The sequence below is a fragment of the Phaeospirillum tilakii genome (genome assembly GCF_042683125.1).
Lineage (GTDB): Bacteria > Pseudomonadota > Alphaproteobacteria > Rhodospirillales > Magnetospirillaceae > Phaeospirillum > Phaeospirillum tilakii.
The window spans coordinates 1-25,954 of sequence record NZ_JBHUIY010000009.1; the positions used below are offsets into that span (position 1 = coordinate 1).

Below are 25,954 nucleotides of genomic sequence, written 5' to 3' on the forward strand. Positions count from 1 at the left end.
GCCGCCGCCGCGCCGGCCGCGCCGATCACCTGGCGGTTCCGTGTCCGCCTCGCCGCCGAGGCGATGGCGATGGGCACCAACCCGCTGCTGCTGCTGGCCGAACTGCGCGACCTGGGCGAGGCGACCATCGTCGGCCTGACCGACACGGTGCCGCCGCTCGAGGAGATCGACCCCTACGCCTGCTACCTCGCCTGGGACGTGGTGCTGACCACCGACCAGCCGCGCTCGGCGATCGAGGACGTGTTCATCTTCGTCCGCGACGGGATGGACCTGACCATCGAGCGGGTCGAGAATCCCGAGGCCCGGCTGGGCGAGATCCTGACCCGGCGCGGCGACGTCGCCCCCGAGACGATCGAGGACGCCGCCGCCCGCCAGCCCCGCCTCGGCACCATGCTGGTCGAGGAAGGGGCGCTCAGCGAGGACCGGCTGCGCTCGGCCCTGGCCGAGCAACATCACCTGCGCACCGAGGCGGTGGCGGCCAAGGCCGCCGCCCCCGCCGCCCATGCCTCGATCCGGGTGGCGGCGGAACGGCTCGACGACCTGATGGATCAGGTCGGCGAACTGGTGATCGCCCAGGCCCGGCTCAAGCAATTGATCGGCGGGATCGAGGATCTCCAGATCAAGGCGATCGCCGAGGAGATCGAGCGCCTCGCCAACGGCCTGCGCGAGACGACGATGGGCATCCGCATGCTGCCGATCGGCTCGCTGTTCGGCCGCTTCCGCCGGCTGGTGCGCGACCTGTCGCGCGACCTGTCCAAGGAAGTCGAGTTGACCACCGAGGGCGAGGAGACCGAGCTCGACAAGACGGTGATCGAGCGGCTCAACGACCCGCTGGTCCACATCGTCCGCAACAGCCTCGACCATGGCCTGGAGACCGCCGAGGAACGGCTGCGCACCGGCAAGCCGGCGCAGGGGCGGGTTCATCTTTCCGCCCGCCATGCCGGCACCCAGGTGCGGATCTCGATCCGCGACGACGGCCGGGGCCTCGACCGCGACCGCATCCGCGCCAAGGCCGAGGACCAGGGCCTGATCGCCCCCGGCGCCCGCCTGTCCGACCAGGATCTGTTCCAGTTGATCTTCCATCCCGGCTTTTCCACCGCCCGTGCCGTCACCAGCCTGTCCGGCCGGGGGGTGGGGATGGACGTGGTCAAACGCACCATCGATTCGCTGCGCGGCACCATCGAGGTCGACAGCACGCCCGGCCGGGGGGCCGAGATCACCCTCAATTTGCCGCTGACCCTGGCGATTATCGACGGGCTGCTGGTGCGGGTCGGGCGCGGCCGGTTCGTGCTGCCGCTGGCGGCGGTGGAGGAATGCGTCGAGCTGTCGCCCGAGGCGGATTGCCGCCATGAGGGCCGCACCTTCCTGTCGATCCGGGGCGAATTGGTGCCCTATCTGCGCCTGCGCGAGCTGTTCGCCACCGCCACCCCGCCCGATCCGTTCCAGAAGGTGGTGATCATCTCGACCGGCGAACGCCGGGTCGGACTGGTGGTCGATCAGGTGCTGGGCGACCACCAGACCGTGATCAAATCCCTGTCGAAGCTGCATGCCGACGTCGGCGCCTTCTCGGGCGCCACCATCCTCGGCGACGGCACCGTCGCCCTGATCCTCGACGTCGGCCATCTGGTCAGCAGCGGCCAGAGCCTCGACCAGCAGAGGAGTGCCGGCTGATGTCCGTCCCCGACGAGGATGCCGGCTTCGAGGCGCTGACCCTCGCCCTCGGCGGCGAGATCTTCGCGATCGAGGCCGGAATCGTCCACGAGATCCTCGACCTGATCCCGGTGACCGAGGTGCCGGGCGCCCGCGCCTTTGTTTCCGGGCTGATCAACGTGCGCGGCAAGGTGGTGCCGCTGGCTGACCTGCGGCTGAAATTCGGCATGGCGGCCCCGCCCCCCACCCCGGACACCAGGGTGGTGGTGGTCGAGATCGACCTCGACGGCGAGACCACCGTGGTCGGGCTGCTGGCCGACAAGGTCTACGAAGTCACCGAGATCGCCCACGCCACCATCGAGCAGACCCCGGACCTCGGCATGAAATGGCCGGCGGAATACGTCAAGGGAATCGGCCGGCGGGGAACCGATTTCATCGTCATCCCCGACATCATCCGCCTGTTCGCGCCCTGACCCGAGGCGGCGCTTGGCCGAGACCGTTCCAGAAAGGACTTTGAGATGCGCATCACCGTCAAAGCAAAACTGGCCGCCGCCTTCGGGGTGATCATCCTGCTGCTGATGGTCGCGACGGGATCGGCGATCAACGGCCTGTCACAACTCAACGAGACGATGGACGAACTGATCAAGGGGCCGGTGCAACGCCAGTATCTGACCACCCAGATCAGCCGGAAGATGCTCGACATGCTCCGGCACCAGAAGAACATGCTGCTGGCCGGATCCAACCAGGAAGTCGAGGAGCATATCGCCAAGGAAGAGGCCAGCCGTATCGAACTGGCGAAGCTGATCGACGATTACACCGCCATCGCCACCGACGAAGGACGCAAGCGCTTCGCCCAGGTCACCGCCAACATCGAAAAATACCGTATTGTCCAGGACAAAATCCGCGAACTGGGCCGGATCCGTTCCAATGCCCAGGCCGCTGAACTCGACCGCGCCGAGGGACGGCAGGCAATGAACGCCCTGCTCGACGCGCTGGCACCGTTGGCGACGCGAGCGGAGAACACTGCGTCGGCACCGGCCGAGCAGATCCGCATCGCCCATCAGGTGCGCCGCATCACCACCCTGCTGCGTGCCGCCCAGAGCAACCTGCGCCAGTCGATGCTGACCAGCGACGACAAGGAAACCACCGAATTCCTGTCGCAAACCCGCAACTACAACGCCGAGGCCCGTCAAGCACTCGACGCCCTGCGCCATGGCGTCGGCGACGAGGACCGCCGCATGCTCGACACGGCCGCCGACCGCTTCCAACGCTGGGACACCGTGCTGGCGAAAATGGTTGAGTTGAGCACGATCAACTCCGACAGCAAGGCGATAGCCCTGTCCGGCGGTGAGGGGCGCAAGCTGTTCACCGCGACCAACGATCAACTCGATGCGTTGGCCGCCCGCAACAGTGAACTGATGAGCGAAGCCCAATCCGGGGCCGAAGCGACCTACGCCTCCTTGCGGCTGCAACTGATCATCCTGGTGACGGTGTCGCTGCTGATCGCGGTCGGTGCCGCCCTGTACATCGCCCTGTCGATCTCGCGCGGCCTGGGCAAGGCGGTCGGGCTGGCCAACGCGGTGGCGCTCGGCGATCTCGGCCAGACCGTCACCACCGAAACCAACGACGAAATCAAGGACCTGATCGACTCGCTCAACGGCATGACCGCCAACCTGCGCGCCACCGCCGCGGTGGCCGAACGGATCGCCGCCGGCGACCTCGCGGTGACGGCGAAGCGGATGTCCGACGTCGATACCCTCGGCATCGCCCTCGAAACCATGCTGGAGAAGCTGCGCTCGGTGGTGTCGGACGCGATGACCGCCGCCGACAACGTCGCCAGCGGCAGCCAGGAACTGTCCTCCGCCGCCGAGCAATTGTCGCAGGGTTCGACCGAGCAGGCCTCGGCCGCCGAGGAGGCCTCGGCCTCGATGGAGGAGATGGCCTCCAACATCAAACAGAATGCCGAAAACGCCTCGCAGACCGAAAAAATCGCCCGTCAGTCGGCCCGCGACGCCCAGGTGTCGGGCGAGGCGGTGACCAAGACCGTCTCGGCGATGCAGACCATCGCCGAAAAGATCTCGATCGTGCAGGAGATCGCCCGCCAGACCGACCTGCTGGCCCTCAACGCGGCGGTCGAGGCGGCACGGGCCGGCGAGCACGGCAAGGGCTTCGCCGTGGTCGCCTCCGAGGTGCGCAAGCTGGCCGAGCGCAGCCAGGGCGCGGCGGCCGAGATCAGCGCCCTGTCGTCCGACTCGGTCAAGGTGGCGCGCGAGGCCGGCGACATGCTGTCCAAGCTGGTGCCCGACATCAAGAAGACCGCCGAACTGGTCGAGGAGATCACCGCCGCCTGTCGCGAGCAGGACATCGGCGCCGAGCAGATCAATCAGGCGATCCAGCAGCTCGACAAGGTGACCCAGCAGAACTCGGCCGCCTCCGAGGAGATGGCCGCCACCTCCGAGGAACTGGCGTCCCAGGCCGAGCAGCTGCAATCGACCATTTCCTACTTCAGCCTCGACGGCCAGGACCGCAAGCGTTCCTCCCGCCCGGCCACCGGTCACGCGCTGACGACGCGGCCGGCCCGCGGCGTCCCCGCCGTCGCCCACATCACCCCGAGCGGGAAGAGCGCGGGAAAGAACAAGCCCTCAGGTGGAACGGGCAAGGGAGTCAAACTCAACCTCGAGAGCGGAAATCCGGCCGACGACCTGGATTCCGGCTACGTCCAGTTTTGAATTCCGGCCGGGACGGTCTTTCACTGCCGTCCCGGTACCCTTTCTTTACCTTTGAGTGCGCTATGATCGACTTGTGCGGGGCCGGAGGATCTCGATGACCGGCATCACCATCCGTCCCTGTCATGCCAGCACCACCGTTAGCCGCGTGACCGCCGCGCGGGCGGGACGATGTCCTGGGCGGAGTGACAGACTGTCCCTGGCAAGGGCCACCATCCGCACCTGAAAGGGGGGGATCATGCGCATAACCGTCAAGACCAAACTGGCCGCTGCCTTTGGCATTCTGATCCTGTTGCTGTTGATCGCGACCGGAGCCGCGATCAACGGCCTGTCCGACCTGCACGCGACGATGGATTCCCTGGTCAATGGACCGGCTCACCGTCAGGAATTGATCGCCCTGATCAAGAACAAATTGAGCGACATGACCCGATCGGAAAAAAACATGCTGCTCGTCAACAGCGAGCAGGATGTCGAAAAATTCATCGCCAACCAGGAGGGACACCGGGTTGAGATGATGAAGATGATCGATGAATTTCTAAAAAATGCGCCTGATTCCATTCAAAAAAAATTCGATTCCGTTTCATTGAACCTTGAGAAATACCGCGCAACCCAGAAGCGTCTGCATGAACTGGCCCGAATTCGCTCCAACGACCGGGCCAGCGAACTGGATCGTGCCGAGGCGACCCCGGCGATGGATGGGCTTTTCGAGGCGCTGCAGCCCCTGCTCTCGCGGCTTGAAGGCAGCACGGCTCCCACCCCGGATCAACTCCGCCTCGTCCATCAGGTCCGCCGCCTCACCACCCAGCTGCGCGCGGCCCAGGCCGCCCTGCGCGGCGCGATTCTGACCAACGACGACCGGCAGACCGCGCTTTATCTGGAACGCGCCCGCACCGCGGAATCCCAGGCCCGCCAACAGCTCGACCAATTGCGGCATGCGACGGTCGGCGACGAGGATCGCCGCGCCCTCGACCTCGCCGCCGACCGGTTCCAGCGGTGGGATTCCCTGTTCGGGCAGATCGCCGAGCTGTCCGCGATCAATTCCGACACCAAGGCGACCGCTCTCTCCATTGGTGAATCGCGTGAAATCTACGTGACGCTCAATGAACAGCTGGCCGAATTATCCAACCGTGCCGCCGAGGACATGAAAACGGCCAACAACGACGCCTATGAACAATACGCCTCGCTGCGACTGCAATTGATCGCCCTGCTGATCGCTTCGATCGTGATCTCGCTCGGGGCGGCGTTTTACATCGCGATCGCGATCTCGCGCGGCCTGGGCAAGGCGGTCGGGCTGGCCAATGCGGTGGCCAGCGGCGACCTCAGTCAGAACCAGGTCAGCGTCACCAGCAACGACGAGATCAAGGATCTGGTCGATGCCCTCAACGCGATGAACCTCAAGCTGCGCGGGGTGGTGTCGGATGCGCTGGGCGCCGCCGACAACGTCGCCAGCGGCAGCCAGGAACTGTCCTCCGCCGCCGAACAACTGTCGCAGGGCTCGACCGAGCAGGCCGCCGCCGCCGAGGAGGCCTCGGCCTCGATGGAGCAGATGGCCGCCAACATCAAGCAGAACGCCGAGAACGCCGCCCAGACCGAGAAGATCGCCCGCCAGTCGGCCAAGGACGCCCTGACCTCGGGCGAGGCGGTGGGCAAGACCGTCTCGGCAATGCAGATCATCGCCGAGAAGATCTCGATCGTGCAGGAGATTGCCCGCCAGACCGACCTGCTCGCCCTCAACGCCGCGATCGAGGCGGCGCGGGCCGGCGAGCATGGCAAGGGTTTCGCCGTGGTCGCCTCCGAGGTGCGTAAATTGGCCGAGCGCAGCCAGGGCGCGGCGGCCGAGATCAGCACCCTGTCGTCGGAATCGGTCAAGGTGGCGCGCGAGGCCGGCGACATGCTGTCGCGGCTGGTGCCCGATATCCGCAAGACCGCCGAACTGGTCGAGGAAATCAGCGCCGCCTGCCGCGAGCAGGATGTCGGTGCCGAGCAGATCAATCAGGCGATCCAGCAGCTCGACAAGGTGACCCAGCAGAACTCGGCCGCCTCCGAGGAGATGGCCGCCACCTCCGAGGAACTGGCCTCGCAGTCGGAGCAGTTGCAATCGACCATTTCCTATTTCCGTCTCGACGCGGCCGCCGGCCAGCGCCCGGCGCGACGCCGGCCCGCCCGGCCCACCGCCGCGTCGGCGACGCCGGCGGTGACCGCGCCGACCCGGGCCCAGCCGACGGCCCCGGCGCGGCGGGGGGTGGCGCTCAATCTCGAAAGCGGCAGTCCCGCCGACGAGCTTGATTCGCGCTATGTGCAGTTCTGACCCCGAGGCGGGGGGGGGGGGGGCCCCCCCCCCCCCCCCCGCGCCCGGTCCCGATCGCGGAGAGGCGAGATGACCGTCACCAGCATCAGCAGATCCGACACCGCCCAGTACGTCACCATCGGCATCGACCGCGAGACCTTCGCGCTGGGGGTCGAACAGGTGCGGGAGATCCTCGACCTGTGCCCGCTGGCCCGGCTGCCCAACGCCCCCGACTTCCTCGCCGGGATGATCGATGTGCGCGGTCAGGGGGTGCCGGTGATCGATCTGCGCCGCAAGCTCGGCCTGCCGGCGGTGCCGCCGACCGAAAACACCCGCATCGTGGTGCTTGAAGTCGAACTCGATCAGCGCCAGATCACTCTAGGGATGGTCGCCGACCGGGTGTTCGAAGTCACCGCGCTCGACGAGCAGGGACTGGAAGGCCCGCCCGAGGTGGGCGTGCGCTGGCGGTCGGACTATATCCGCGCCATCGGCCGCCGCAATGGGGCCTTCGTGATCGTGTTCGACCTCGCCAAACTGCTGTCGAGCGAGGAAATCGCCCAGATTCCGCTCGAAACCTGACTCAATTCTTTCCGCCCGCCGAGGACCCGCCCAGAATGGATGACGCCTCTCCTTCCGAAGACCGCCTGTCAGACCGCGATTTCAACCGGCTCGGATCGCTGATCCAGACCCATTGCGGCATCCGCATCCCCCCCGCCAAGAAGGTGATGGTCGAGGGACGGCTGCGCCGGCGGGCCCGGGTGCTGGCTCTGCCCACCCTCAACGATTATTGCCGCCACCTGTTCGACGACGGCAACCTCCATCAGGAACTGACCGACCTGATCGACGCGATCACCACCAACAAGACCGAGTTCTTCCGCGAGAACAATCATTTCCGCTTCCTGGTCAACACCGCCCTGCCCGATCTCGCCACCCGCCCGCACCGGCCCGGCAGCAACCGGCCGCTCAAGCTGTGGAGCGCCGCCTGCGCCACCGGGGCCGAGCCCTATACCCTGGCGATGGTGCTGAGCGAGTACGGCCGCGCCAACGGCAAACCGACCTTCCCGTTCGACATCCTTGCCACCGACATCTGCACGGAAGTCCTAGCCCAAGCCAAACAAGCGATATATCCTGAAGAGATGGCGGCGGCGATCCCGCCCGAGTTGGCCAAGCGTTACCTGCGCCGCTCGCGCGATCGCAACCGCCCAACCGTGCGGTTGGTGCCGGAGCTACGCCAGCGGGTGCATTTCGGCCATCTCAACCTGATGGATTCCGACTATCCGCTTGAACAGGACATGGACGTGATCTTCTGCCGCAACGTGCTGATCTATTTCGACAAGCCTACTCAGCACACGGTGTTGTCCAAGCTGTGCCGGCACCTGCGGCCGGGCGGCTACCTGTTCGTCGGCCACAGCGAATCCGTGCTGGGGAGCACCCTGCCTCTGACCCATGTCGCCACCGCCGTCTTCATGCGGAGATGACCGCCCATGGCTCTCAAGATCCGGGTCCTGATCGTCGATGATTCCGCCACGGTGCGGCAGGCGATGAAAAGCGTGATCGAATCCGATCCAAACCTCGAGGTGATGGGCACCGCCGCCGACCCCTACGCCGCCGCCCGCCTGATCAGCGAGGAGGTGCCCGACGTCATCACCCTCGATGTCGAGATGCCGCGGATGGACGGCATCAGCTTCCTGCGCCGGATCATGGCCCAGCATCCGATCCCGGTGGTGATGTGCTCGTCACTGACCGAGGAAGGCTCGGAAACGGCGTTGCAGGCGCTGGAGGCCGGGGCGGTCGACATCATCGTCAAGCCGCGCGTCGATACCCGCCAGTTCCTGCTCGAATCCCAGGTCCGCATCTGCGACGCGATCAAGGCGGCCTCGCACTGCCGGCTGGCGCCGCGCGCCGCGCGTCGGCCCCCCGCCGGAAACGGCACCGGCCCGGCGCCAAAGCTGTCGGCCGACGCGGTGGTGCCCGCCCCCCGTCCCGGCGCCGGAGCGATGGCCCGCACCACCGAGAAGGTGATCTGCATCGGTGCCTCGACCGGCGGCACCGAGGCCCTGCGCGAGGTGCTGGAACAATTGCCGCCCGACAGCCCCGGCATCGTCATCGTCCAGCACATGCCGGAACATTTCACCACCGCCTTCGCCCGCCGCCTCGACGGATTGTGCGCGGTGACGGTGATGGAGGCCAGCGACGGCGACGCGGTGCTGCGCGGCCGCGTCCTGATCGCCCCCGGCAACCGCCACACCCTGCTCCAGCGCAGCGGGGCGCGCTATTACGTCACCGTCAAGGACGGGCCGCTGGTGTCGCGCCACCGCCCCTCGGTCGATGTGCTGTTCCGTTCGGCCGCCAGCTGCGCCGGCGCCAACGCGGTCGGCATCATCATGACCGGGATGGGCGACGACGGCGCCACCGGCATGGCGGAAATGCATGCCGCCGGTGCCTATACCGTGGCCCAGAACGAGGAGAGCTGCATCGTGTTCGGCATGCCCAAGGAGGCGATCGCCCGGGGCGGGGTCAGCCGGGTGCTCCCGCTCAGCCAGATCCCGCGCGAGATCGTCCGCGTCGATGCCGATCCCGCCGCCGTCGCGTCGGGGGGACGCTGATGGACGGGTTCGAATCGCCCCGCGCCCCCCTCCCCCCGCTCGCCGCCGAACTCGCGGCGATCGGCGACGACATCATCCGACTGGTCGCCCCCAACGAGACCGCCTTCATTGCCCTCGGCGACGCCCTGGCCTCGGCGCGCGGGGCGCTCGGCGGCGGTTCCAGCCGCTTCGCCGTCCTGTCCGATCTGCTGGAGCGCGACGAGGGCGCCCAGGCCGAACGCACCCTGGCCGAAGGCCAGCGCAGCCTGCTGACCATTTCCTCGGAAACCCACGAGGTGGTCGATGGGCTGAGCCGGCTCGATCGCGGCGCCGGGGCGGTGGCCCGTCCGCTGGCGGTGCTGGCCAAGATCATCGACGAGATTTCGGCCCTCGGCACCAACGCCAAGATCCATGCCGCCCAGATCACCGCCGAGGGGATCGACTTCACCGTCTTCACCCGCGACATCGACCGGCTGCACCAGCTCGCCGCCGCCACCCTCGACCAGACCCAGGCCCGCCTCGGCGCCCTCGACCGGGCGCTGGCGACGGCGCGGCAGGCGGCGGCCCGCTTCCAGGGCAATGATTCCGCCGAGCTGGAACGGATCGGCGGACGGCTCGGCGGTCAGGTCGCCGAACTGTCGCGCCGCCGCCAGCGCGCCCGCGCCGCCCTGCCCGAGATCGAAAGCCGCACCAAGGTGATCGCCGAGCGGGTGTCGCGCTGCATTTCCGCGCTCCAGATCAACGACCTGACCTCGCAGCGGTTCGAGCATGTCCGCACCGCGCTCGCTCAGGTCGCCGCCCTGCTCGACGAGGCGGGCGCCCGCGCCGCCGGATTCGACCCCGGCGAGGGACGGCGGGTGGCGGCGGCGGTCTGCGCCCTCCAGATCGAGCAGATGAATCGCGCCACCGCCGATTTCCGTCAGGCGATCGAGGACCTGAAGAGCAATCTGGCCGGGCTCGGCCACGATGCCGCCGCGATGCTGAACGAGGCCCGCACCCTGTTCGGCGGCGGCGGCGACGGCGGCTTCATCGAGGACGTCGCCCACGATGTCGACCGCGCCGCCACCCTGCTGCAAAGCTATTGTCAGGCCGACGAGCGGATGCGGATCCAGATCACCGCGGTATCGGGGGTGTTCGCCGAGATCGCCAGCGACCTGGGCGAGTTGCGCTCGATCGATGCCGACCTGCGCATCATGGGGCTCAACGCCACCTTCAAATGCGGCCGGCTCGGCAGCGCCGGCCATGCCCTCGGGGTGGTGGCGCAGGAACTGCGCGCCTGCTCGCGCCGCACCGAGGAGATTTCCCGCCAGATCGGCGGGGCGATCGACGCCGCCACCGCCGAGGCCGCCGCGATCGCCGAGCGGTCCGAGCAGGAATACCGCACCGCCGCCACCCTGGCCGAGGCGATCGGCTCCACCCTGCCGCCGCTGCGTCTCCTGAGCGGTGAACTGGCCGCCACCCTCACCGAGCTGACCCACGCCTGCGACGGGGTCGCCCGCCTGCTCGACGATGCCAGCCAGGGCTTCGACCGCGAACACAGCCTGCAGGAGGGGGTGGCCGCGCTGGCCCGCCGCCTGACCGCCGTGGCCGAACGGGCGGTGCCGGGCGGGGTCGATCCGGCCAGCGTGCGCGACCAGATCCATCGCCTGCTCGGCCACCACTACACCATGTCGAGCGAACGCGACATCCACGAGATGTTCAATGTCGGCGAGTCCGGCGCCGCCGCCGCCACCGCCGCCGATGCCGAGGCCGACGTCGATTCATTCCTGTTCTGACCGCCGGACGTGGGCTCCGCCCCCACCCGCCAAGGGCCGTCGGCCCTTGGAACCCGTTCCCCTGTCGCCTCCGTGCCCGACCGCCCGCACTTTGCGCAGTTGCCATCCGCGCCCGAGTTTCCTAAAAAGAACGGCTTATTTTCTCGTCGAGGGGACCAGCCATGCGGGCCGAAATCGAATCGCTCGCCCAGGACATTCAGCGCTCCGTCGCGCTCCTGAAGCGCCATCTCAACTGGGACGAGGCGCTGGTGCGGCTGGACGAACTCAACGCCGCCGCCGAGAATCCCGACCTGTGGTCGGACGCCGAGCGGGCCCAGAAGGTGATGCGCGAGCGCACCGAGCTTGACACCCAGATCTCGGGCTGCCGCGCCGCCGAGCGCGAACTGGCCGAGCTGCTCGAACTGATCGAGCTGGGCGAGGCCGAGGGCGATTCCACCGTGGTCGACGACGCCGAGGCGATGGTGCGGGCGCTGCGCGAACGGGCCGGCAAGATGGAACTCGAGACCCTGCTGTCGGGCGAGGCCGACCACAACGATTGCTACATCGAAATCAATGCCGGCGCCGGCGGCACCGAGTCGCAGGACTGGGCGCAGATGCTGCTGCGGATGTACACCCGCTGGGCCGAGCAGCACGGCTACAAGGTCGAGTGGCTGGAAGAAAGCCCGGGCGAACAGGCCGGGATCAAGTCGGCCACCGTCCGCATCCTCGGCCACAACGCCTATGGCTGGCTGAAGACCGAAAGCGGGGTGCACCGGCTGGTGCGCATCTCCCCCTATGACAGCGCGGCGCGGCGCCACACCAGCTTCTCCTCGGTGTGGGTCTATCCGGTGATCGACGACAGCATCGACATCCAGGTCAACGAAAGCGACTGCCGCATCGACACCTACCGCTCGTCCGGCGCCGGCGGCCAGCACGTCAACAAGACCGATTCGGCGGTGCGCATCACCCACATCCCGACCGGCATCGTCGCCGCCTGCCAGATGGAGCGGTCGCAGCACCAGAACCGGGCCCGGGCGTGGGAAATGCTGCGCGCCCGCCTCTACGAGGCCGAGTTGCAGAAGCGCGAGGCCGCCGCCCAGGCGCTGGAGGACCAGAAGACCGACATCGGCTGGGGCCACCAGATCCGCTCCTACGTGCTTCAGCCCTACCAGATGGTCAAGGACCTGCGCACCAACGTCGAGACCTCGGATACCCAGGGCGTGCTCGACGGCGATCTCGACCCGTTCATGGCCGCCTCGCTGGCCAGCCGGTTGCAGGGCGACCCGGCCGGCAACTGAGCGGCTTGCGGGCATCACGGATTTGCATTCGGGCGAATCCCTCCCACCTTAGGGAGGGATTTCCCTTTTTCAGTTGAGGACTCGAGATGAGGCAGATTGTGCTCTCCGCCCTGGTCGCGTTGGCCCTGGCGCTGACCGGGGCCGGCGAGGCCCTGGCCAAGGCCGGTACCACCTCGAAGGCGAGCGGCACCACCGCCGGCTCGCGCGGATCGAAGAGCATCGATCCCTCCACCCTGCCGATGGGCACCCTGGCGCCGCCCTCGCCCTCCGCCGCCCGCGCCAACGCCGCCCCGCCGCCGCCGCCCCAGGCCGCGCCGCGCACCGGCAATGTCGAGGCCCAGCCGCTCCAGCCGGCCGGCATCCCCAATTCCGCCACCCCCTACGCCTCGCCACGCCCCTATGCCGCGCCGACGCCGTCGCCGGCCGCTCCGGGCTATTCGGCCGCCAATCCCGGCTATGCCGCCGCCGCTCCCGCCGCCGCGATGGCCAAGCCCGGCTTCGCCCAGCGCAGCCCGTTCCTGGCCGGCCTGACCGGCGGGCTGGTCGGCGTCGGCCTCGGCAGCCTGCTGTTCGGCCATGACCCGGCGCTGGCCCAGGCGGTCGATGCCTCCCCCACCGCCGGCATCATCGGCCTGCTGTTGCAGGTCGGGGTGATCGGCGGCCTGCTGTGGCTGGCCTACAAGCTGTTCCGTGGCCGCGCCCCCGCCGGCCCCAATCCCTATGCCGCCCCGGTCGGGCTCGGCCGCAACGCCTATGCCGGTCCCGCCCTCGGCGGCGCCCGCGAGCCGCAATTCACCCCGCGCCACGAGCCCGGCCCGCGCGAGCCCCAGCTCGATCTGACCCCGGCGGCCTCGACCCGCCCCGCCGCCCCGCCGCCGCCCGCCCCGGCCGAGCGCGCGTTCGAGCCGACCGAAAGCGATCAGGGGGAATTCACCCAGGTGCTGCTCGGGGTGCAGCAGGCCTGGAGCGTCGGCGACATCAACGCCCTGCGACAGTGGGCCACCCCGGAGATGGCCGCCTCTCTGGCCAACGACCTCGCCCAGAACGCCGCCGAGGGCATCGTCAACCGGGTCGAGCGGGTGGTGCTGCGCCGGGGCGAGGTGATGGAAAGCTGGCGCGAGCCGGGCTTTGAATACCTCACCGCCCGTCTTGGCTTCGACTGCCTCGATTACATGGTCCGCCGCGACAATGGCGCGGTGATCGGCGGCAGCCAGGTGGTGCCGCAGCACCACACCGAGGCCTGGACCTTCGTCCGCGCCGAAACCGGCGGCCCGTGGCGGCTGTCGGCGATCCAGCCGGCGTGATCGGGATGGCGGGGCTCGACGCGCTCCGGGCCGGCGGCAAGCCGGCGCTGGCCCGCGCCTTGTCCCGCCTCGAAACCGCCCCCGACGATCCCGCCACCCTGGCCCTGCTCGACGAAGCCCATCAGGCGGCACGGGGGCGGGTGATCGGCCTGACCGGCCCGCCCGGGGTCGGCAAATCGACCCTGATGAGCCGGCTGATCCAGCATTGGCGCGCCGCCGGGCTGACCGTCGGCTGCATCGCGGTCGATCCCTCCTCGCGCCGTTCCGGCGGCGCCCTGCTCGGCGACCGCACCCGCCTCGCCACCGATCCCGACGACCAGGGGGTGTTCGTCCGCTCGATGGCGGCGCGCGACCGCCTGGGCGGGCTGGCCGAACTGACCGTGGCGGCGATGGTGCTGATGCGGGCCCTGTTCGACCGGGTGCTGATCGAGACGGTCGGGGTCGGCCAGTCGGAAACCGACGTCGCCGCCCTGGTCGACAGCGTGCTGTTCTGCGTCCAGCCCGGCTCGGGCGACAGCCTCCAGTTCATGAAGGCCGGCATCGCCGAGATCCCCGACATCGTGGTGGTGACCAAGGCCGACCTCGCCGCCGCGCCCCGGGCCTGCGCCGACGTCGCCGCCGCCCTCGCCCTCACCCCCCGCGCCGGCTGGACCGTGCCGGTGCTGGCGGTGTCCGCCCCGGCCGACCAGGGCATCGCCGAATTGATCGCCGCCCTCGACCGCCATGCCGATCAGGCCGGCGACCGCCGCCACGCCCAGGCCGAGCAATGGCTGGTCCAGGCGGTGCGCGACCGCTTCGGCCGCGACGGACTGCGCCGCGCCGGCCGGATCGACCTCCCCCCCGGCGTCGCGCCGTTCGGCCGCCTCGCCGCTTTGTCCCGCGCCCTCGCCCGCGACTAAATGTGGGCTCCGCCCACCCCCGCCAAGGGCCGCAAGGCCCTTGGATCCCATTGAGGGTCGGGCGCGGAGCGGCCTGTCAGCTTGGGCGCGGGTGTCTGCCGCGCGAAGGACAGGGAAAGGGATCCAAGGGCCTTCGGCCTTTGGCGGGTACGGGCGGAGCCCGCTATGGCGCCGGCAGCAGGGCCGGGCTCCAGCCGCGCAGACGATAGACCGCCAGCCCGATCAGTTCATGTCCCACCGTCCCCAGCCCGGCCAGGGTGGCGAAGGGGTTGAGGGACGGCGCCGCCCCGTCCCCGGTGGTGTGGTAATCGACCGGATAGGGCAGCACCGGCCAGCCGACGGCGCGGAAGCAGCCGACCGCGCGGGGCATGTGCAGCGCCGAGGTCACCAGCAGCCAGGTCTCGCCCGGGCGCGGCGCGACCAGCGCCTTGGTGTAGAGCGCGTTTTCGCGGGTGTTGCGCGACTGCCGCTCCAGTTCGATCCGGTCGGCGGCGAAGCCGATCTCGCGATAGAAGCGGGCGACCTGATCGGCCTCGGCCAGCTCCGGCCGCAGCACCAGCCCGGAGCCCCCGCTGAACACCAGCCGGGCGTTGGGATAGCGCGCCGCCAGCGCCGGCAGCGCGGTCAGCCGGGTGGCGGCGGAATTGACGGTGACCTGATCGCGCGCGGTGCTGACCACCGGGTCGATCGCCCCCCCCAGCACCAGGATGCCATCGACCCGCTCCGGCAGCGGAGCGGGCGCGGCGAAGCGGTCCTCCAGCGCGGTGGCCAGCCAGCGGTCGAGCGGCACCAGCCCGAGCAGCAGCAGCAGCGCCACGGTCAGGGTCAGCAGGGCCCGGCCGAGGCGCAGCCAGCACGGCCGCCACAACAGGGCGGTGCCGATCGCCACCAGCAGGAACACCAACAGGGCCGGCTCGGTCAGCGCCCCGGCGATTTTGGAGAAGGCGAACATCGAAACTTTCCTAACGCAAGAGGATGTGCAACCCAGAGGGCGGGCCGCCGCCGCAGGAGGGAACCCCGCCTTTTTTGCAAGGCATGCCATCTTGTCATCTGGAAGTCACCGGGGATGTTCGCGGCCCGCGCGATGTGCTAAGTGACTCGGCCGGATGTTGGAGCAGGGATGTTGCAATGGATCGTTTGATCGAGGGGTTCCGGAACTTCCGCGCCACCTATTTCGAGGATAATCGGGAGTTGTTCCGGTCTTTGGCCGTGGGGGGCCAAAAGCCAAAAGCTTTGCTGATCGGCTGTTCGGATTCGCGGGTCGATCCCGGGTTGCTGTTCGGCACCCAGCCGGGAGAAATGTTCGTGATCCGCAACGTGGCCAATCTGGTGCCACCGTTCGAGACCGCCGGGACCTATCACGGCACCTCGGCGGCGATCGAGTTCGCCGTGCGCAAGCTGATGGTCGAGCATGTGGTGGTGCTGGGCCACAGCGGCTGTGGCGGGGTGCGGGCCCTGGTCGAGGACGACCCGGCCGACGGCACCGATTTCGTCCGTCCCTGGATGGGGATCGCCCGCGCCGCGCGCGACCGCTGCATGGCCCTGGCCCTCAGCGCCGGCGAAACCGCCGACAGCGCCCGCCGGATGTGCGAAATGGAAACCGTGGCGATCTCGCTCGCCAACCTGATGACCTTCCCCTGGGTGCGGGAACGGGTCGGTCAGAAGCAGCTGACCCTGCATGGCTGGTGGTTCGACATGGAGAACGGCACCCTGTGGGGGCTGGATTCCCAGTCCAATACCTTCTGCCCGCTCGCCAGCTGATCCGGGGGGACCAGTGGCGGCCCGGGGGCATCGCCTCCGGGCCGGGCCGAACCGGGGCGATCGGCCCTATTCCCGCCCCTTGTCGCGGATCAGGCGGGCCTTGTCGCGGTTCCAGTCGCGTTCCTTGATCGCCTCGCGCTTGTCGTGCAGCTTCTTGCCCTTGGCGAGGCCGAGCTGGACCTTGGCATAGCCGCGATCGACGAAATGGATGTCGAGCGGCACCAGGGTCATCCCGTCCTTGGTGATGCCGCCCAGCAACTTGGCCAGTTCCCGCTTGTGCACCAGCAGCTTGCGCGGCCGCCGGGTTTCGTGCGGGAACGGCATCTTCGACTGGTATTCGGGGATGTAGGCGTTGAACAGATACAGCTCGTCCTGCATCGGCCCGGCATAGGCTTCGTTGATGTTGCCCTTGCCGGCCCGCAGCGATTTGATCTCGGTGCCGACCAGGATGATGCCGGCCTCGATCTCGGACAGGATGAAGTAATCATGTCGGGCCCGGCGGTTCTGCGCGGCGATCCGGGCTGGCAGCGCCATCGTCGCTCTCCGGTCAGATCAGGCCGAGACCGCGCATCGCGGCCTCGACCTTGGCCTGGGCGGCGGGCGAGGCCTCGACCAGCGGCAGGCGCAGCTCGGCGGTGCCGCGCCCGAGCAGGCTGAAGGCGTACTTGACCGGGGCCGGGCTGGTTTCGCAGAACAGCGCCTCGTGCAGCGGCATCAGGCGGTCACGCAGGTCGAAGCAGGTGGCGAGATCGCCCGCCGCCCACGCCGCCTGCATTTTGGCGCACAAAGCCGGCGCGACGTTCGAGGTCACCGAGATGCAGCCGACGCCGCCCTGGGCGTTGAAGGCGATCGCGGTGGCGTCCTCGCCCGACAGCTGGCAGAAGCGGTCGCCGAGGCGGGAGCGGATCTGCAACGGCCGGTCGAGCTTGGCGGTGGCGTCCTTGATGCCGACGATGGTCGGGATCGTCGCCAGCCGCTCGAAGGTCTCGACCGAGATGTCGATCACCGAGCGGCCGGGAATGTTGTAGACCACGATCGGAATATCGACCGAAGCGGCGATCGCCTCGAAATGGCGGAACAGCCCTTCCTGGCTCGGCTTGTTGTAATAGGGCGCCACCACCAGGGCGGCGTCGGCCCCGGCGATCCGGGCATGGCGGGTCAGCTCGATCGCCTCGTCGGTCGAGTTCGAGCCGGTGCCGGCGATCACCGGCACCTTGCCGCGCGCCACTTCGAGACAGAGCTCAATCACCCGGATGTGCTCGGCCGGGGTCAGGGTCGGCGATTCGCCGGTGGTGCCGCACGGCACCAGCGCGTCGGTGCCCTCGGCGATCTGCCACGCCACCAGGTCCTGGAACGCTTTCTCATCGACCCGCCCCCGGCGGAAGGGAGTGATGAGAGCGGTGAGCGATCCCTTGAACATGGCGAACATCCAATTGGCAGGAATAACGAAAGGGGAAGACCTTAGCGCCATTTTTGGCTCGGGCGCAAGGTCCCGGAGATAAAGCGGGCTCCGCCCGCGCCCGCCAAGGGCCGGGGGCCCTTGGAACCCTTTGACGGTCGGGCACGGAGGCGCCAAGGGAATGGGATCCAAGGGCCTTGCGGCCCTTGGCGGGCGCGGGCAGAGCCCGCTTCTTTTTCAGTCTCCGCCGAGCGCGGCGGCGTCGCGCAGCACCGCCTCGGCCGCCGGGCTGTAGCCGCCGTCGTCGCGATGCAGCACCAGCCCCGGCAGCAGCGCGAACGGCGCCCGCGACCCCTTGCGGGCCGAGACGATCACCCGCCCCGCCGGCCGCCCCGCCTTCGGCCACAACGGCAGCACCCGCACCTCGCCCAGCCCCCGCCCGGCGAACGCCGCCAGCAGGGCATCGAGGCGGTCGGCACGGTGGATCACCCACAGCCGCCCCTTCGGCGCCAAAGCGCGGGCGGCGGCGCGGATCCAGCCGGCGAGGTCGAACCCGGCCTCGACATGGGCCAGGGCCTTCGAGCGGTCGGGCGGCACCGTCCCCGCCCCGGCGAGGGCGAAGGGCGGGTTGGTGATCACCTGGGCGAAGCCGCCGGGGGCGATCGCGGCCGGCGGCGCCAGTGCCGAGCCGGTCACCACCTCGAACCGGTCGGCGTGGTCGTTGGCGGCGGCGTTGATGCGGGCCAGTTCGGCCAGCTCCGGCTGGAGTTCGAGCCCGGTCACCCGCAGATCGGGGCGGCGGGCCAGCAGACACAGCGCCGCCGCGCCGACGCCGCAGCCGAGATCGAGCACCCGCTCGCCCGGGGTGGCGGTCACCGCCGCCGCCAGCAGCACCGGATCGATCGCCGCGCGGTAGCCATCGGCCGGCTGGCGCAGCCGCACCCGCCCGCCGAGCAGCCGGTCCTCGGTGGCGACCCCCTCGCCCGCTCGGTTCATGCCCCCTCCCAAAAAACGGTCAGCGGGGCGGATGTACGCTTGACCGCCTTTCCGCCGCAACACTATGTTCTTGCGCGGCCCGCGCCGGGCCAAAGTACGAGGAGTTGAAGGACCGTGGTGGCGATTGCAGGCACTGTCGACGATCAAGCCGGCCACGCGACCAGCAGCCTGGACAGGCTGTTGGCGCTGGTCAAGGACGACCTGGAAAAGGTCAACCGCACCATCGTCGAGCATATGCACAGCCCGATCGCGCTGATCCCCCAGCTCGCCGGCCACATCATCGCCGCCGGCGGCAAGCGCCTGCGGCCGGTGCTGACCCTGGCCTCGGCCGGGCTGGTCGGCTATCAGGGCGAGCGGCACGTCAAGCTGGCGGCGGTGATCGAGCTGCTGCACACCGCCACCCTGCTCCATGACGACGTGGTGGACGAATCCGAGCTGCGCCGGGGCCGCGCCTCGGCCAACGCCCTGTTCGGCAACCAGCCCAGCGTGCTGGTCGGCGATTTCCTGTTCTCGCGCTCGTTCGAGCTGATGGTCGAGGACGGCTCGCTCGCCGTGCTGGCGATCCTGTCGCGCGCCTCCTCGGTGATCGCCGAGGGCGAGGTGTTGCAGCTGATCACCGCCAACGACACCGAGACCACCGTCGAATCCTATCTCGAGGTGATCTGTTCGAAGACCGCCGCTTTGTTCGCCGCCGCCTGCCGGATCGGCGCGGTGGTGGCCGACCGCCCCAAGGCGGAAGAGGACGCGCTGTCGGCCTATGGCCTCAGCCTCGGCGTCGCCTTCCAGCTGATCGACGACGCCCTCGATTATTCGTCGGAGCAGGCGGTGCTGGGCAAGACCGTCGGCGACGATTTCCGCGAGGGCAAGATCACCCTGCCGGTGATCCACGCCTTCCATGCCGGCGACGAGGAAGAAAAGACCTTCTGGCGCCGCTGCCTCGAAAAGCTCGACCAGAACGATGGCGACCTCGACCACGCCATCGCCCTGCTGCGCAAGCATGGCAGCATCGACGCCACCATCGACTACGCCCGCAAATACGGCGACGACGCCCGGCAGGCCCTGGCGATCTTCCCCGACAATCCGATCCGTCAGGCGATGTTCGAGGCGGTCGATTTCTGCATCGAACGCGCTTATTGAGACCGGCGCCGGGCGCGACCCGGCCCCGCTGGTTCGTCATGCTCACCGGCCGGAAGGGATCTCCCCTCCGGCCGGTGTCGTTTGGCGCCCCCGGATCGCGATCGCGCCCGCCCCGACCATCTCCTTGATTGAAAAATGCCAATTTCAATCACGGCATAAGGGACGGAAATCCCAGCCCCGCCCTCAAGCGTTCACCTGACAAGACTTCAAACCTATCTCCGGCGCCATAGGTCAGCATGGCTGCCTTATCACTCTTTGCCAGTAACCATCCCCCGGAACGATCTTCTAGGTTAGCCCGAACCTGACCGTTGAAATGAGCGCAACCATCATGAACCACGTTCCCCGCACTCCCGACCCCGCCACGGTGACGACCGGCGGCCATCCCCTGCGGGTGCGCGAGAGCGACGGCAGGCTGAGCGGGCTGGCGGCGGAGGATTTCCGCTTCGACGGCGCGGCGGCGGCGCTGGTGCTGGCCTTCGTCTCCCCGGCGATCGATTTCGCGGCGACGGTGACGGCGCTGCGCCGGCTGAGCGGTGGCTGCCCGCTGCTGGCGGTGTCCACCGCCGGCGAACTGGGCGGCGGCGGCGGTTGCCTGTACCAGCCGGTCGAGCCCGGCACGCTGGTGGTGCAGATCCTGCCGCCCGATCTGCTGGCCGGGGTCAGCCTGCACCGCGTGCCGCTGTACAATGACGACATCCGGCGCGGCGCCCCCAGCCTCGACCGCGCCGAGCGGGTCGGCCGCATCGCCCGCTCGCTGGCGACGGTGACTCCGCCCTTCGCGATCGATGCCCGCGACACCCTGGCGCTGACCTTCGTCGATGGGCTGTCGGCCTGCGAGAACCATCTGATGGAGGCGGTCTACCAGACCGGGCGCTTCCCCTGCCTGTTCATCGGCGGCTCGGCCGGCGGCAAGCTCGATTTCAAGGCCACCCACCTGTCCGACGGCGACGGGGTGCTGGAAAACCATGCTTTGATCGCCTTCCTCAAGCTGCGCCCCGGGCGCGGCTTCGGCGTGCTGAAGAGCCAGAATTTCGAGAAGACCGAGCGCAGCTTCCTGGTGATCGACGCCGAGCCCGACCGCCGCACCGTCCACACCGTGCTCGACCCGGCGACCCAGGAGGTGCGGCCGTTCCTGTCCGTGCTGGCCGAATCGCTTGGGATCGCCCCCGAACGGGTGGGAGACCGCCTCGCCGGCCACAGTTTCGGCGTCGAACTGGAAGACGAGCTGTTCGTCCGCTCGGTGGCGGCGATCGATCCCGCCAGCGGCAGCGTGTCGTTCTTCTGCGACGTCAATCCGGGCGACACCCTGCTGCTGCTGCGCGCCACCGACTTCGTCGAGCAGACCCGGCACGACCTCGCCGCCTTCCTGCGCGGCAAGCCCCGGCCGCTGGGGGCGATCCTCAACGATTGCATCCTGCGCCGGCTCAACAATGCGCCCCGCCTGTCCGGCCTCGACGGGCTGTGGCCCTGCCCGGTCGCCGGCTTCTCGACCTTCGGCGAGCTGTTCGGCATCAACATCAACCAGACCCTGACCGCGATCGTGTTCTTCGACGCGCCGCAGGAGGCGGTGGACGACCGCTTCATCGCCCGCTTCCCGGTCCATTACGCCCGCTTCGCCGGCTATTTCCAGATGATCCGCAGCGGGGTGCGGCGGATGCAGGTGCTGAACGCGATGCGCAGCCGGATCATCGAACGGATGCTGGCCCAGTTCGACGCCGGAACCGACCTCGACCAGCAGGCCGCCCAGGTGCTCGACCAGACCTCGCGGATCCGCGGCATCGCCGGGGAGCTTCAGACCGCCCTGGGCGAGAACGCCCGCGCCGCCGTCCGGCTGGCCGACAGCGCCGCCCTGTCCGAGGAATTCACCTCGCTGTCCAGCGCGATGACCGGCCTGCGCGACGTGCTGAAGATCATCGACATCATCGCCAGCCAGACCAACCTGCTGGCCCTCAACGCTACCATCGAGGCGGCCCGGGCCGGCGACGCCGGACGCGGCTTCGCCGTGGTCGCGACCGAGGTCAAGAAACTGGCCCAGGACACCAAGGCCAGTCTGGGCAAGACCCACGCCTCGATCGGCGGAATGGAAAAGTCGCTGGCCCAGCTCGGCGAGCGGATCGAGGCCGCCCGCGCCCTGTTCCTCGACAGCCAGCGCGGCAACGAAACCCTGCTCGGCCGGATCGACGACCTCGCCCGCGACACCACCCGGATCGAAGCCGCCCTCTCGGCCCTCACCGACCTCGCCCACCGCCACCGCGCCACCCTCGACGCCGTCGGCGAGGACGTCGCGGTGCTGCGGCGACTGGAAGGGTTGTAAGGTGATGTGGGCTCCGCCCACGCCCGCCAAGGGCCGCAAGGCCCTTGGATCCCCCTGATGGTCGGGCGCGGACCGGCCTGTCAGCTTGGGCGCGGGGGTCTGCCGCACGAAGAACAAGGAAGGGGATCCAAGGGCCCTCGGCCCTTGGCGGGTGCGGGCAGAGCCCGCGAAAATGACCCACCCCCGGGCACGAGGCCCGGGGGTGGGGGCAGGGGCGCAAACTCGGCGAGGTCCCCCCGAACCCGCCGGTCGCTACGCCCCTTCCTGGCGAAGATCCTTCACCCGCACCGCCTTGCCTTCCGAACGGGGCAGGGTTCCGGGCGGGTGGACCCGAACATCGCAGGTGACGCCGATCAGCGACTTGACGTGGTGGCGCAGCAGGGCGGCCAGCCGGCCGCGCTCCTCGTCGCCGGCCACCGCGTCGGCCTCGGCCTCGATGGTGAGATGGTCGAGCCAGCCCTGACGGGACAGGATCAATTGGTAATGCGGCGCCAGCCCCGCCACCCCGAGCAGCACGGCCTCGACCTGGCTGGGATAGACGTTGACGCCACGGATGATCATCATGTCGTCGTTGCGGCCGGTGACGCGCAGGATGCGCAGATGGGTGCGGCCGCACGGACAGGGATCGTCGGTCAGGGTGGCGATGTCACGGGTGCGGTAGCGCACCAGCGGCAGGGCCTCCTTGGTCAGCGGGGTGATCACCAGTTCGCCGGGCTGGCCGAACGGCAGCGGCTCCAGCGTCTCGGGATCGATCACCTCGAACAGGAAATGGTCTTCCCAGCCATGCATGCCGAGGCGGTGGCTGCATTCCATCGCCACCCCCGGCCCCATCACCTCGGACAGGCCGTAGGAATCGATCGCCCGCAGGCCGAGCCGGCGGTCGAGTTCGCCCCGCATCGTCTCCGACCAGGGCTCGGCGCCGAAGATGCCGATGCGCAGGCTGCCGCCGGCCAGATCGATCCCCAGCCGGGTCGCGGTCTCGGCCAGATTGAGGGCGTAGGACGGGGTGGCGTTGATCACGGTGGCGCCGAAATCGCGGATCAACTGGATCTGCTTCTCGGTCTGGCCGCCCGACATCGGCACCACCGCGCAGCCCAGCCGCTCGGCGCCGTAATGAAAGCCGAGCCCGCCGGTGAACAGGCCATAGCCCAGCGCGTTGTGGAAGATGTCGCCCGGCCGCACCCCGGCGCAGGCCAGCGAACGGGCGATCAGCTCACCCCAGGTGGCGATGTCACCCTCGGTGTAGCCGACCACGGTCGGCCGTCCGGTGGTGCCGGAACTGGCATGCAGCCGCACCACCTGCTCGCGCGGCACCGCGAACAGCCCGAACGGATAGGTATCGCGCAGGTCGGCCTTGGTGGTGAAGGGGAAACGGGCGAGATCCTCCAGCACGGCGAGGTCCTCGGGCCGCACCCCGGCGCGGTCGAAGGCCTGGCGGTAATGGGGGACACCATAGGCGCGGGTCAGGGCTCCCCTCAGCCGTTCGAGCTGAAGACGGCGCAGACTGTCCCGGTCGAGACGTTCGACCGCAGGTGCGAAATAAAATGGCGCGGCACCGACCGCCGACATTGTTTTTATCCCTTTGTTCCCACCCCGGCCGCAACGATCCGTCGCGCCGGAAATCATGCCTGAGAGACAGACATCCCTCGATTCGGCCGGGAAAACAAGCCGGAATCTGCCGCAGCCGGATAAATTCCCGCTTGCGACGGCAGCCGGCGCGGCAAAACCGCGCCCAGCGGGCGCCGGGAGGGAAAAGTCCAGCAAGGAGGATAACCTGTGGTTGCCGCCCGGCGGCGGCTTCCGCTCAACGGAAGCCGCCGCCGGTGCCGCTCCGCCCCCGGCCTAGGGCCGGGCCTGGGCATAGCCGACGGTTTCGAGCGATTCCTTGATCTCGTCGAGGATCGCCGGATCGTCGATGGTCGCCGGCATCTTGTAATCCTGGTTGTCGGCGATCTTCTGCATCGTGCCGCGCAGGATCTTGCCCGAGCGGGTCTTGGGCAGACGCTTGACCACGGTGCAGGTCTTGAACGCCGCCACCGGGCCGATCCGCTCGCGCACCAGCTGGACCACTTCCTTGATCACCTGCTCGTCCGACTTGGTCACCCCGGCCTTGAGGCAGACGAAGCCGAGCGGCAGCTGACCCTTCAACTGGTCGGCGACACCGATCACCGCGCATTCGGCGACGTCGGGATGGCTGGCCAGCACCTCTTCCATCGCCCCGGTCGAGAGGCGGTGGCCGGCGACGTTGATGATGTCGTCGGTACGGGCCATCACGTAGACATAGCCGTCCTCGTCGATATAGCCGGCGTCGGCGGTCTTGTAGCAGCCGGGGAATTCGGCGAAGTAGCTGTCATGGCAACGCTGGTCGGCGTTCCACAGCGTCAGCAGGGTGCCGGGCGGCAGCGGCAGCCGCACCACCAGCGCGCCGACCTTGCCGGCCTCGCACGGCTGATGGCTTTCGTCGAGCACTTCCAGGCCCCAGCCGGGCACCGGCTTGGTCGGCGAGCCCGGCTTGACCGGGAAATGATGCAGGCCCATGCAGTTGGCGGCGATCGCCCAGCCGGTCTCGGTCTGCCACCAATGGTCGATCACCGGCACCTTGAGGTTGTCGGCGGCCCAGTTGATGGTGTCGGGGTCGGAACGCTCGCCGGCCAGGAACAGGGTGCGCAGCGACGACAGATCGTACTGGCGCAGCAATTCGGCCTTGGGATCCTCGCGCTTGATGGCGCGGAAGGCGGTCGGCGCGGTGAACAGGGCGCTGACCTTGTACTCGGAGATCACCCGCCAGAACGCGCCGGCATCGGGGGTGCCGACCGGCTTGCCCTCATAGACCACGGTGGTGGCGCCGTGCAGCAGCGGGGCGTAGCAGATGTAGGAATGGCCGACCACCCAGCCGACGTCGGAGGCGGCCCAGAACACCTCGCCCGGCTTGATGTCGTAGATCGCCGACATCGACCATTTCAGCGCGACCATGTGGCCGCCATTGTCGCGCACCACGCCCTTCGGCTGGCCGGTGGTGCCGGAGGTGTAGAGGATGTAGAGCGGATCGGTCGCCTGGACGGTGACACAGCCATGCGGCTCGGCGCCGGCAACCAGGGCGGCCCAGTCGTGATCGGTGCCGGGCTTCAGCTCGGCGGTGGCCTGCGGGCGCTGATAGACCACGGTGTGGGCCGGCTTGTGGCTCGACAGCTCGATCGCCTGATCGAGCATCGGCTTGTAGGCCAGCACCCGGCTGCCCTCGATCCCGCACGAGGCGGACAGGATCACCTTGGGCTCGGCATCGATGATGCGGGTGGCCAGTTCGTTGGGGGCGAAGCCGCCGAACACCACGGTATGGATCGCGCCCAGCCGCGCGGTCGCCAGCATGCCGACCAGCGCCTCGGGGATCATCGGCATGTAGAGCAGGACGCGGTCGCCCTTGGTGACGCCGAGGCCGGCCAGCGCCCCGGCGAGGCGGGACACCTGATCCTGCAACTCGGCATAGGTCAGGATCCGCTTGGTGTTGCTGACCGGGCTGTCATAGATGATCGCGGGCTGATCGGCCCGGCCGCCCTCGACATGGCGATCGACCGCATTGTAGCAGGTGTTGGTCTCCGCGCCGACGAACCAGCGATAAAACGGCGCCTTGCTGCCGTCCAGCACCTTGTCCCAGGGCTTCTCCCAATCGATCTCGCGGGCCGCCTCCGCCCAGAACCCCTCGGGGTTGTGCAACGAAGCGTCATAGGCCTGCTGGTACGGATTGCTCATGTCGACCTGATACCTCTCTGTTTTGTCTTCGCTTCTGGTGTCCCGCCGCACCGCCGCCCTCGGCGCCCGTCCGGCCACGGGGGCGGGAGGGACGCGC

At 68.9% G+C, this 25,954-nt stretch carries 20 protein-coding genes; 14 read left to right on the top strand and 6 right to left on the bottom strand.

The features are described from left to right. The 11 genes from ACFSNB_RS06245 to ACFSNB_RS06295 form a co-directional block, all read left to right on the top strand. On the top strand, nt 1-1,671 hold a 1,671-nt coding region (locus ACFSNB_RS06245), incomplete at its 5' end, for a chemotaxis protein CheA (RefSeq protein ID WP_377315176.1). Then, nucleotides 1,671-2,123: a chemotaxis protein CheW gene (locus ACFSNB_RS06250; protein ID WP_377315177.1), complete on the top strand. Its 453-nt coding sequence runs from the start codon at nt 1,671-1,673 to the stop codon at nt 2,121-2,123. The genes ACFSNB_RS06245 and ACFSNB_RS06250, both read left to right, overlap by 1 nt. A 45-nt stretch (nt 2,124-2,168) precedes the next feature. Further along, nucleotides 2,169-4,379: a HAMP domain-containing methyl-accepting chemotaxis protein gene (locus tag ACFSNB_RS06255; protein ID WP_377315178.1), complete on the top strand. Its 2,211-nt coding sequence runs from the start codon at nt 2,169-2,171 to the stop codon at nt 4,377-4,379. A gap of 235 nt (nt 4,380-4,614) precedes the next feature. Further along, nucleotides 4,615-6,684 (top strand): HAMP domain-containing methyl-accepting chemotaxis protein, encoded by a 2,070-nt coding sequence (locus ACFSNB_RS06260; RefSeq protein ID WP_377315179.1) that lies wholly within the window; start codon nt 4,615-4,617, stop codon nt 6,682-6,684. Between the two features lie 69 nt (nt 6,685-6,753). Beyond that, nucleotides 6,754-7,242: a chemotaxis protein CheW gene (locus ACFSNB_RS06265; protein WP_377315180.1), complete on the top strand. Its 489-nt coding sequence runs from the start codon at nt 6,754-6,756 to the stop codon at nt 7,240-7,242. A 35-nt stretch (nt 7,243-7,277) separates the two neighbouring features. Then, on the top strand, nt 7,278-8,141 hold the full coding sequence (locus ACFSNB_RS06270) for a CheR family methyltransferase (protein ID WP_377315181.1): 864 nt from the start codon (nt 7,278-7,280) through the stop codon (nt 8,139-8,141). Between the two features lie 6 nt (nt 8,142-8,147). After that, nucleotides 8,148-9,269, top strand: a complete 1,122-nt coding sequence (locus ACFSNB_RS06275; RefSeq protein ID WP_377315182.1) for a protein-glutamate methylesterase/protein-glutamine glutaminase — start codon at nt 8,148-8,150, stop codon at nt 9,267-9,269. Then, on the top strand, nt 9,269-11,023 hold the full coding sequence (locus ACFSNB_RS06280; protein ID WP_377315183.1) for a methyl-accepting chemotaxis protein: 1,755 nt from the start codon (nt 9,269-9,271) through the stop codon (nt 11,021-11,023). The genes ACFSNB_RS06275 and ACFSNB_RS06280 overlap by 1 nt, the downstream gene beginning before the upstream one ends. A 161-nt stretch (nt 11,024-11,184) precedes the next feature. Continuing rightward, on the top strand, nt 11,185-12,300 hold the full coding sequence (gene prfB / locus ACFSNB_RS06285) for a peptide chain release factor 2 (RefSeq protein ID WP_377315184.1): 1,116 nt from the start codon (nt 11,185-11,187) through the stop codon (nt 12,298-12,300). A gap of 86 nt (nt 12,301-12,386) precedes the next feature. Next, nucleotides 12,387-13,604, top strand: coding sequence for a TIM44-like domain-containing protein (locus tag ACFSNB_RS06290; RefSeq protein ID WP_377315185.1), 1,218 nt, complete (start codon nt 12,387-12,389; stop codon nt 13,602-13,604). A 5-nt stretch (nt 13,605-13,609) separates the two neighbouring features. Continuing rightward, complete coding sequence (locus ACFSNB_RS06295) at nt 13,610-14,503, top strand: ArgK/MeaB family GTPase (RefSeq protein ID WP_377315263.1); 894 nt, start codon at nt 13,610-13,612, stop codon at nt 14,501-14,503. Nucleotides 14,504-14,666: 163 nt separating this feature from the next. Here ACFSNB_RS06295 and ACFSNB_RS06300 read toward each other — a convergent pair whose 3' ends face one another. Beyond that, a complete protein-coding gene (locus ACFSNB_RS06300; protein ID WP_377315186.1) occupies nt 14,667-15,455 on the bottom strand; it encodes a YdcF family protein in 789 nt (262 codons plus the stop codon). Between the two features lie 281 nt (nt 15,456-15,736). On the opposite strand from ACFSNB_RS06300, the gene ACFSNB_RS06305 reads away from it, so the two are divergent. Next, nucleotides 15,737-16,264, top strand: a complete 528-nt coding sequence (locus ACFSNB_RS06305; protein ID WP_377315187.1) for a carbonic anhydrase — start codon at nt 15,737-15,739, stop codon at nt 16,262-16,264. Between the two features lie 66 nt (nt 16,265-16,330). Here ACFSNB_RS06305 and smpB read toward each other — a convergent pair whose 3' ends face one another. From smpB to ACFSNB_RS06320, 3 genes are all read right to left on the bottom strand, one after another. After that, nucleotides 16,331-16,798, bottom strand: coding sequence for an SsrA-binding protein SmpB (smpB, locus tag ACFSNB_RS06310; RefSeq protein ID WP_377315188.1), 468 nt, complete (start codon nt 16,796-16,798; stop codon nt 16,331-16,333). A gap of 13 nt (nt 16,799-16,811) precedes the next feature. Further along, on the bottom strand, nt 16,812-17,684 hold the full coding sequence (dapA, locus tag ACFSNB_RS06315) for a 4-hydroxy-tetrahydrodipicolinate synthase (RefSeq protein ID WP_377315189.1): 873 nt from the start codon (nt 17,682-17,684) through the stop codon (nt 16,812-16,814). 216 nt (nt 17,685-17,900) lie between these two features. Then, nucleotides 17,901-18,659 carry a tRNA1(Val) (adenine(37)-N6)-methyltransferase gene (locus ACFSNB_RS06320; protein WP_377315190.1) on the bottom strand — a complete coding sequence of 253 codons (759 nt, stop codon included), beginning with the start codon at nt 18,657-18,659 and terminating at the stop codon, nt 17,901-17,903. Between the two features lie 117 nt (nt 18,660-18,776). Between ACFSNB_RS06320 and ACFSNB_RS06325 the strand changes: the two genes are divergently transcribed. Together ACFSNB_RS06325 and ACFSNB_RS06330 are read left to right on the top strand one after the other, a co-directional pair. Continuing rightward, nucleotides 18,777-19,796 (top strand): polyprenyl synthetase family protein, encoded by a 1,020-nt coding sequence (locus tag ACFSNB_RS06325; RefSeq protein WP_377315264.1) that lies wholly within the window; start codon nt 18,777-18,779, stop codon nt 19,794-19,796. A 328-nt stretch (nt 19,797-20,124) separates the two neighbouring features. Beyond that, on the top strand, nt 20,125-22,110 hold the full coding sequence (locus tag ACFSNB_RS06330; protein ID WP_377315191.1) for a methyl-accepting chemotaxis protein: 1,986 nt from the start codon (nt 20,125-20,127) through the stop codon (nt 22,108-22,110). Between the two features lie 252 nt (nt 22,111-22,362). Here the strand turns inward: ACFSNB_RS06330 and ACFSNB_RS06335 are convergent, their stop codons facing one another. Together ACFSNB_RS06335 and ACFSNB_RS06340 are read right to left on the bottom strand one after the other, a co-directional pair. Continuing rightward, on the bottom strand, nt 22,363-23,679 hold the full coding sequence (locus ACFSNB_RS06335) for a phenylacetate--CoA ligase (protein WP_377315192.1): 1,317 nt from the start codon (nt 23,677-23,679) through the stop codon (nt 22,363-22,365). Nucleotides 23,680-23,952: 273 nt separating this feature from the next. After that, complete coding sequence (locus ACFSNB_RS06340) at nt 23,953-25,908, bottom strand: propionyl-CoA synthetase (protein ID WP_377315193.1); 1,956 nt, start codon at nt 25,906-25,908, stop codon at nt 23,953-23,955. Between the last annotated feature and the right edge of the window lie 46 nt (nt 25,909-25,954).

What these genes read in the sequence shown, in the direction of transcription:
- ACFSNB_RS06290 (WP_377315185.1), top strand. Translation starts at nt 12,387, where the DNA reads ATGAGGCAGATTGTGCTCTCCGCCCTGGTCGCGTTGGCCCTGGCGCTG.
- smpB (WP_377315188.1), bottom strand. Translation starts at nt 16,798, where the DNA reads ATGGCGCTGCCAGCCCGGATCGCCGCGCAGAACCGCCGGGCCCGACAT.
- ACFSNB_RS06335 (WP_377315192.1), bottom strand. Translation starts at nt 23,679, where the DNA reads ATGTCGGCGGTCGGTGCCGCGCCATTTTATTTCGCACCTGCGGTCGAA.
- ACFSNB_RS06330 (WP_377315191.1), top strand. Translation starts at nt 20,125, where the DNA reads ATGAACCACGTTCCCCGCACTCCCGACCCCGCCACGGTGACGACCGGC.
- ACFSNB_RS06300 (WP_377315186.1), bottom strand. Translation starts at nt 15,455, where the DNA reads ATGTTCGCCTTCTCCAAAATCGCCGGGGCGCTGACCGAGCCGGCCCTG.
- ACFSNB_RS06265 (WP_377315180.1), top strand. Translation starts at nt 6,754, where the DNA reads ATGACCGTCACCAGCATCAGCAGATCCGACACCGCCCAGTACGTCACC.
- ACFSNB_RS06250 (WP_377315177.1), top strand. Translation starts at nt 1,671, where the DNA reads ATGTCCGTCCCCGACGAGGATGCCGGCTTCGAGGCGCTGACCCTCGCC.
- dapA (WP_377315189.1), bottom strand. Translation starts at nt 17,684, where the DNA reads ATGTTCAAGGGATCGCTCACCGCTCTCATCACTCCCTTCCGCCGGGGG.
- prfB (WP_377315184.1), top strand. Translation starts at nt 11,185, where the DNA reads ATGCGGGCCGAAATCGAATCGCTCGCCCAGGACATTCAGCGCTCCGTC.
- ACFSNB_RS06320 (WP_377315190.1), bottom strand. Translation starts at nt 18,659, where the DNA reads ATGAACCGAGCGGGCGAGGGGGTCGCCACCGAGGACCGGCTGCTCGGC.
- ACFSNB_RS06255 (WP_377315178.1), top strand. Translation starts at nt 2,169, where the DNA reads ATGCGCATCACCGTCAAAGCAAAACTGGCCGCCGCCTTCGGGGTGATC.
- ACFSNB_RS06280 (WP_377315183.1), top strand. Translation starts at nt 9,269, where the DNA reads ATGGACGGGTTCGAATCGCCCCGCGCCCCCCTCCCCCCGCTCGCCGCC.
- ACFSNB_RS06260 (WP_377315179.1), top strand. Translation starts at nt 4,615, where the DNA reads ATGCGCATAACCGTCAAGACCAAACTGGCCGCTGCCTTTGGCATTCTG.
- ACFSNB_RS06295 (WP_377315263.1), top strand. Translation starts at nt 13,610, where the DNA reads ATGGCGGGGCTCGACGCGCTCCGGGCCGGCGGCAAGCCGGCGCTGGCC.
- ACFSNB_RS06275 (WP_377315182.1), top strand. Translation starts at nt 8,148, where the DNA reads ATGGCTCTCAAGATCCGGGTCCTGATCGTCGATGATTCCGCCACGGTG.
- ACFSNB_RS06270 (WP_377315181.1), top strand. Translation starts at nt 7,278, where the DNA reads ATGGATGACGCCTCTCCTTCCGAAGACCGCCTGTCAGACCGCGATTTC.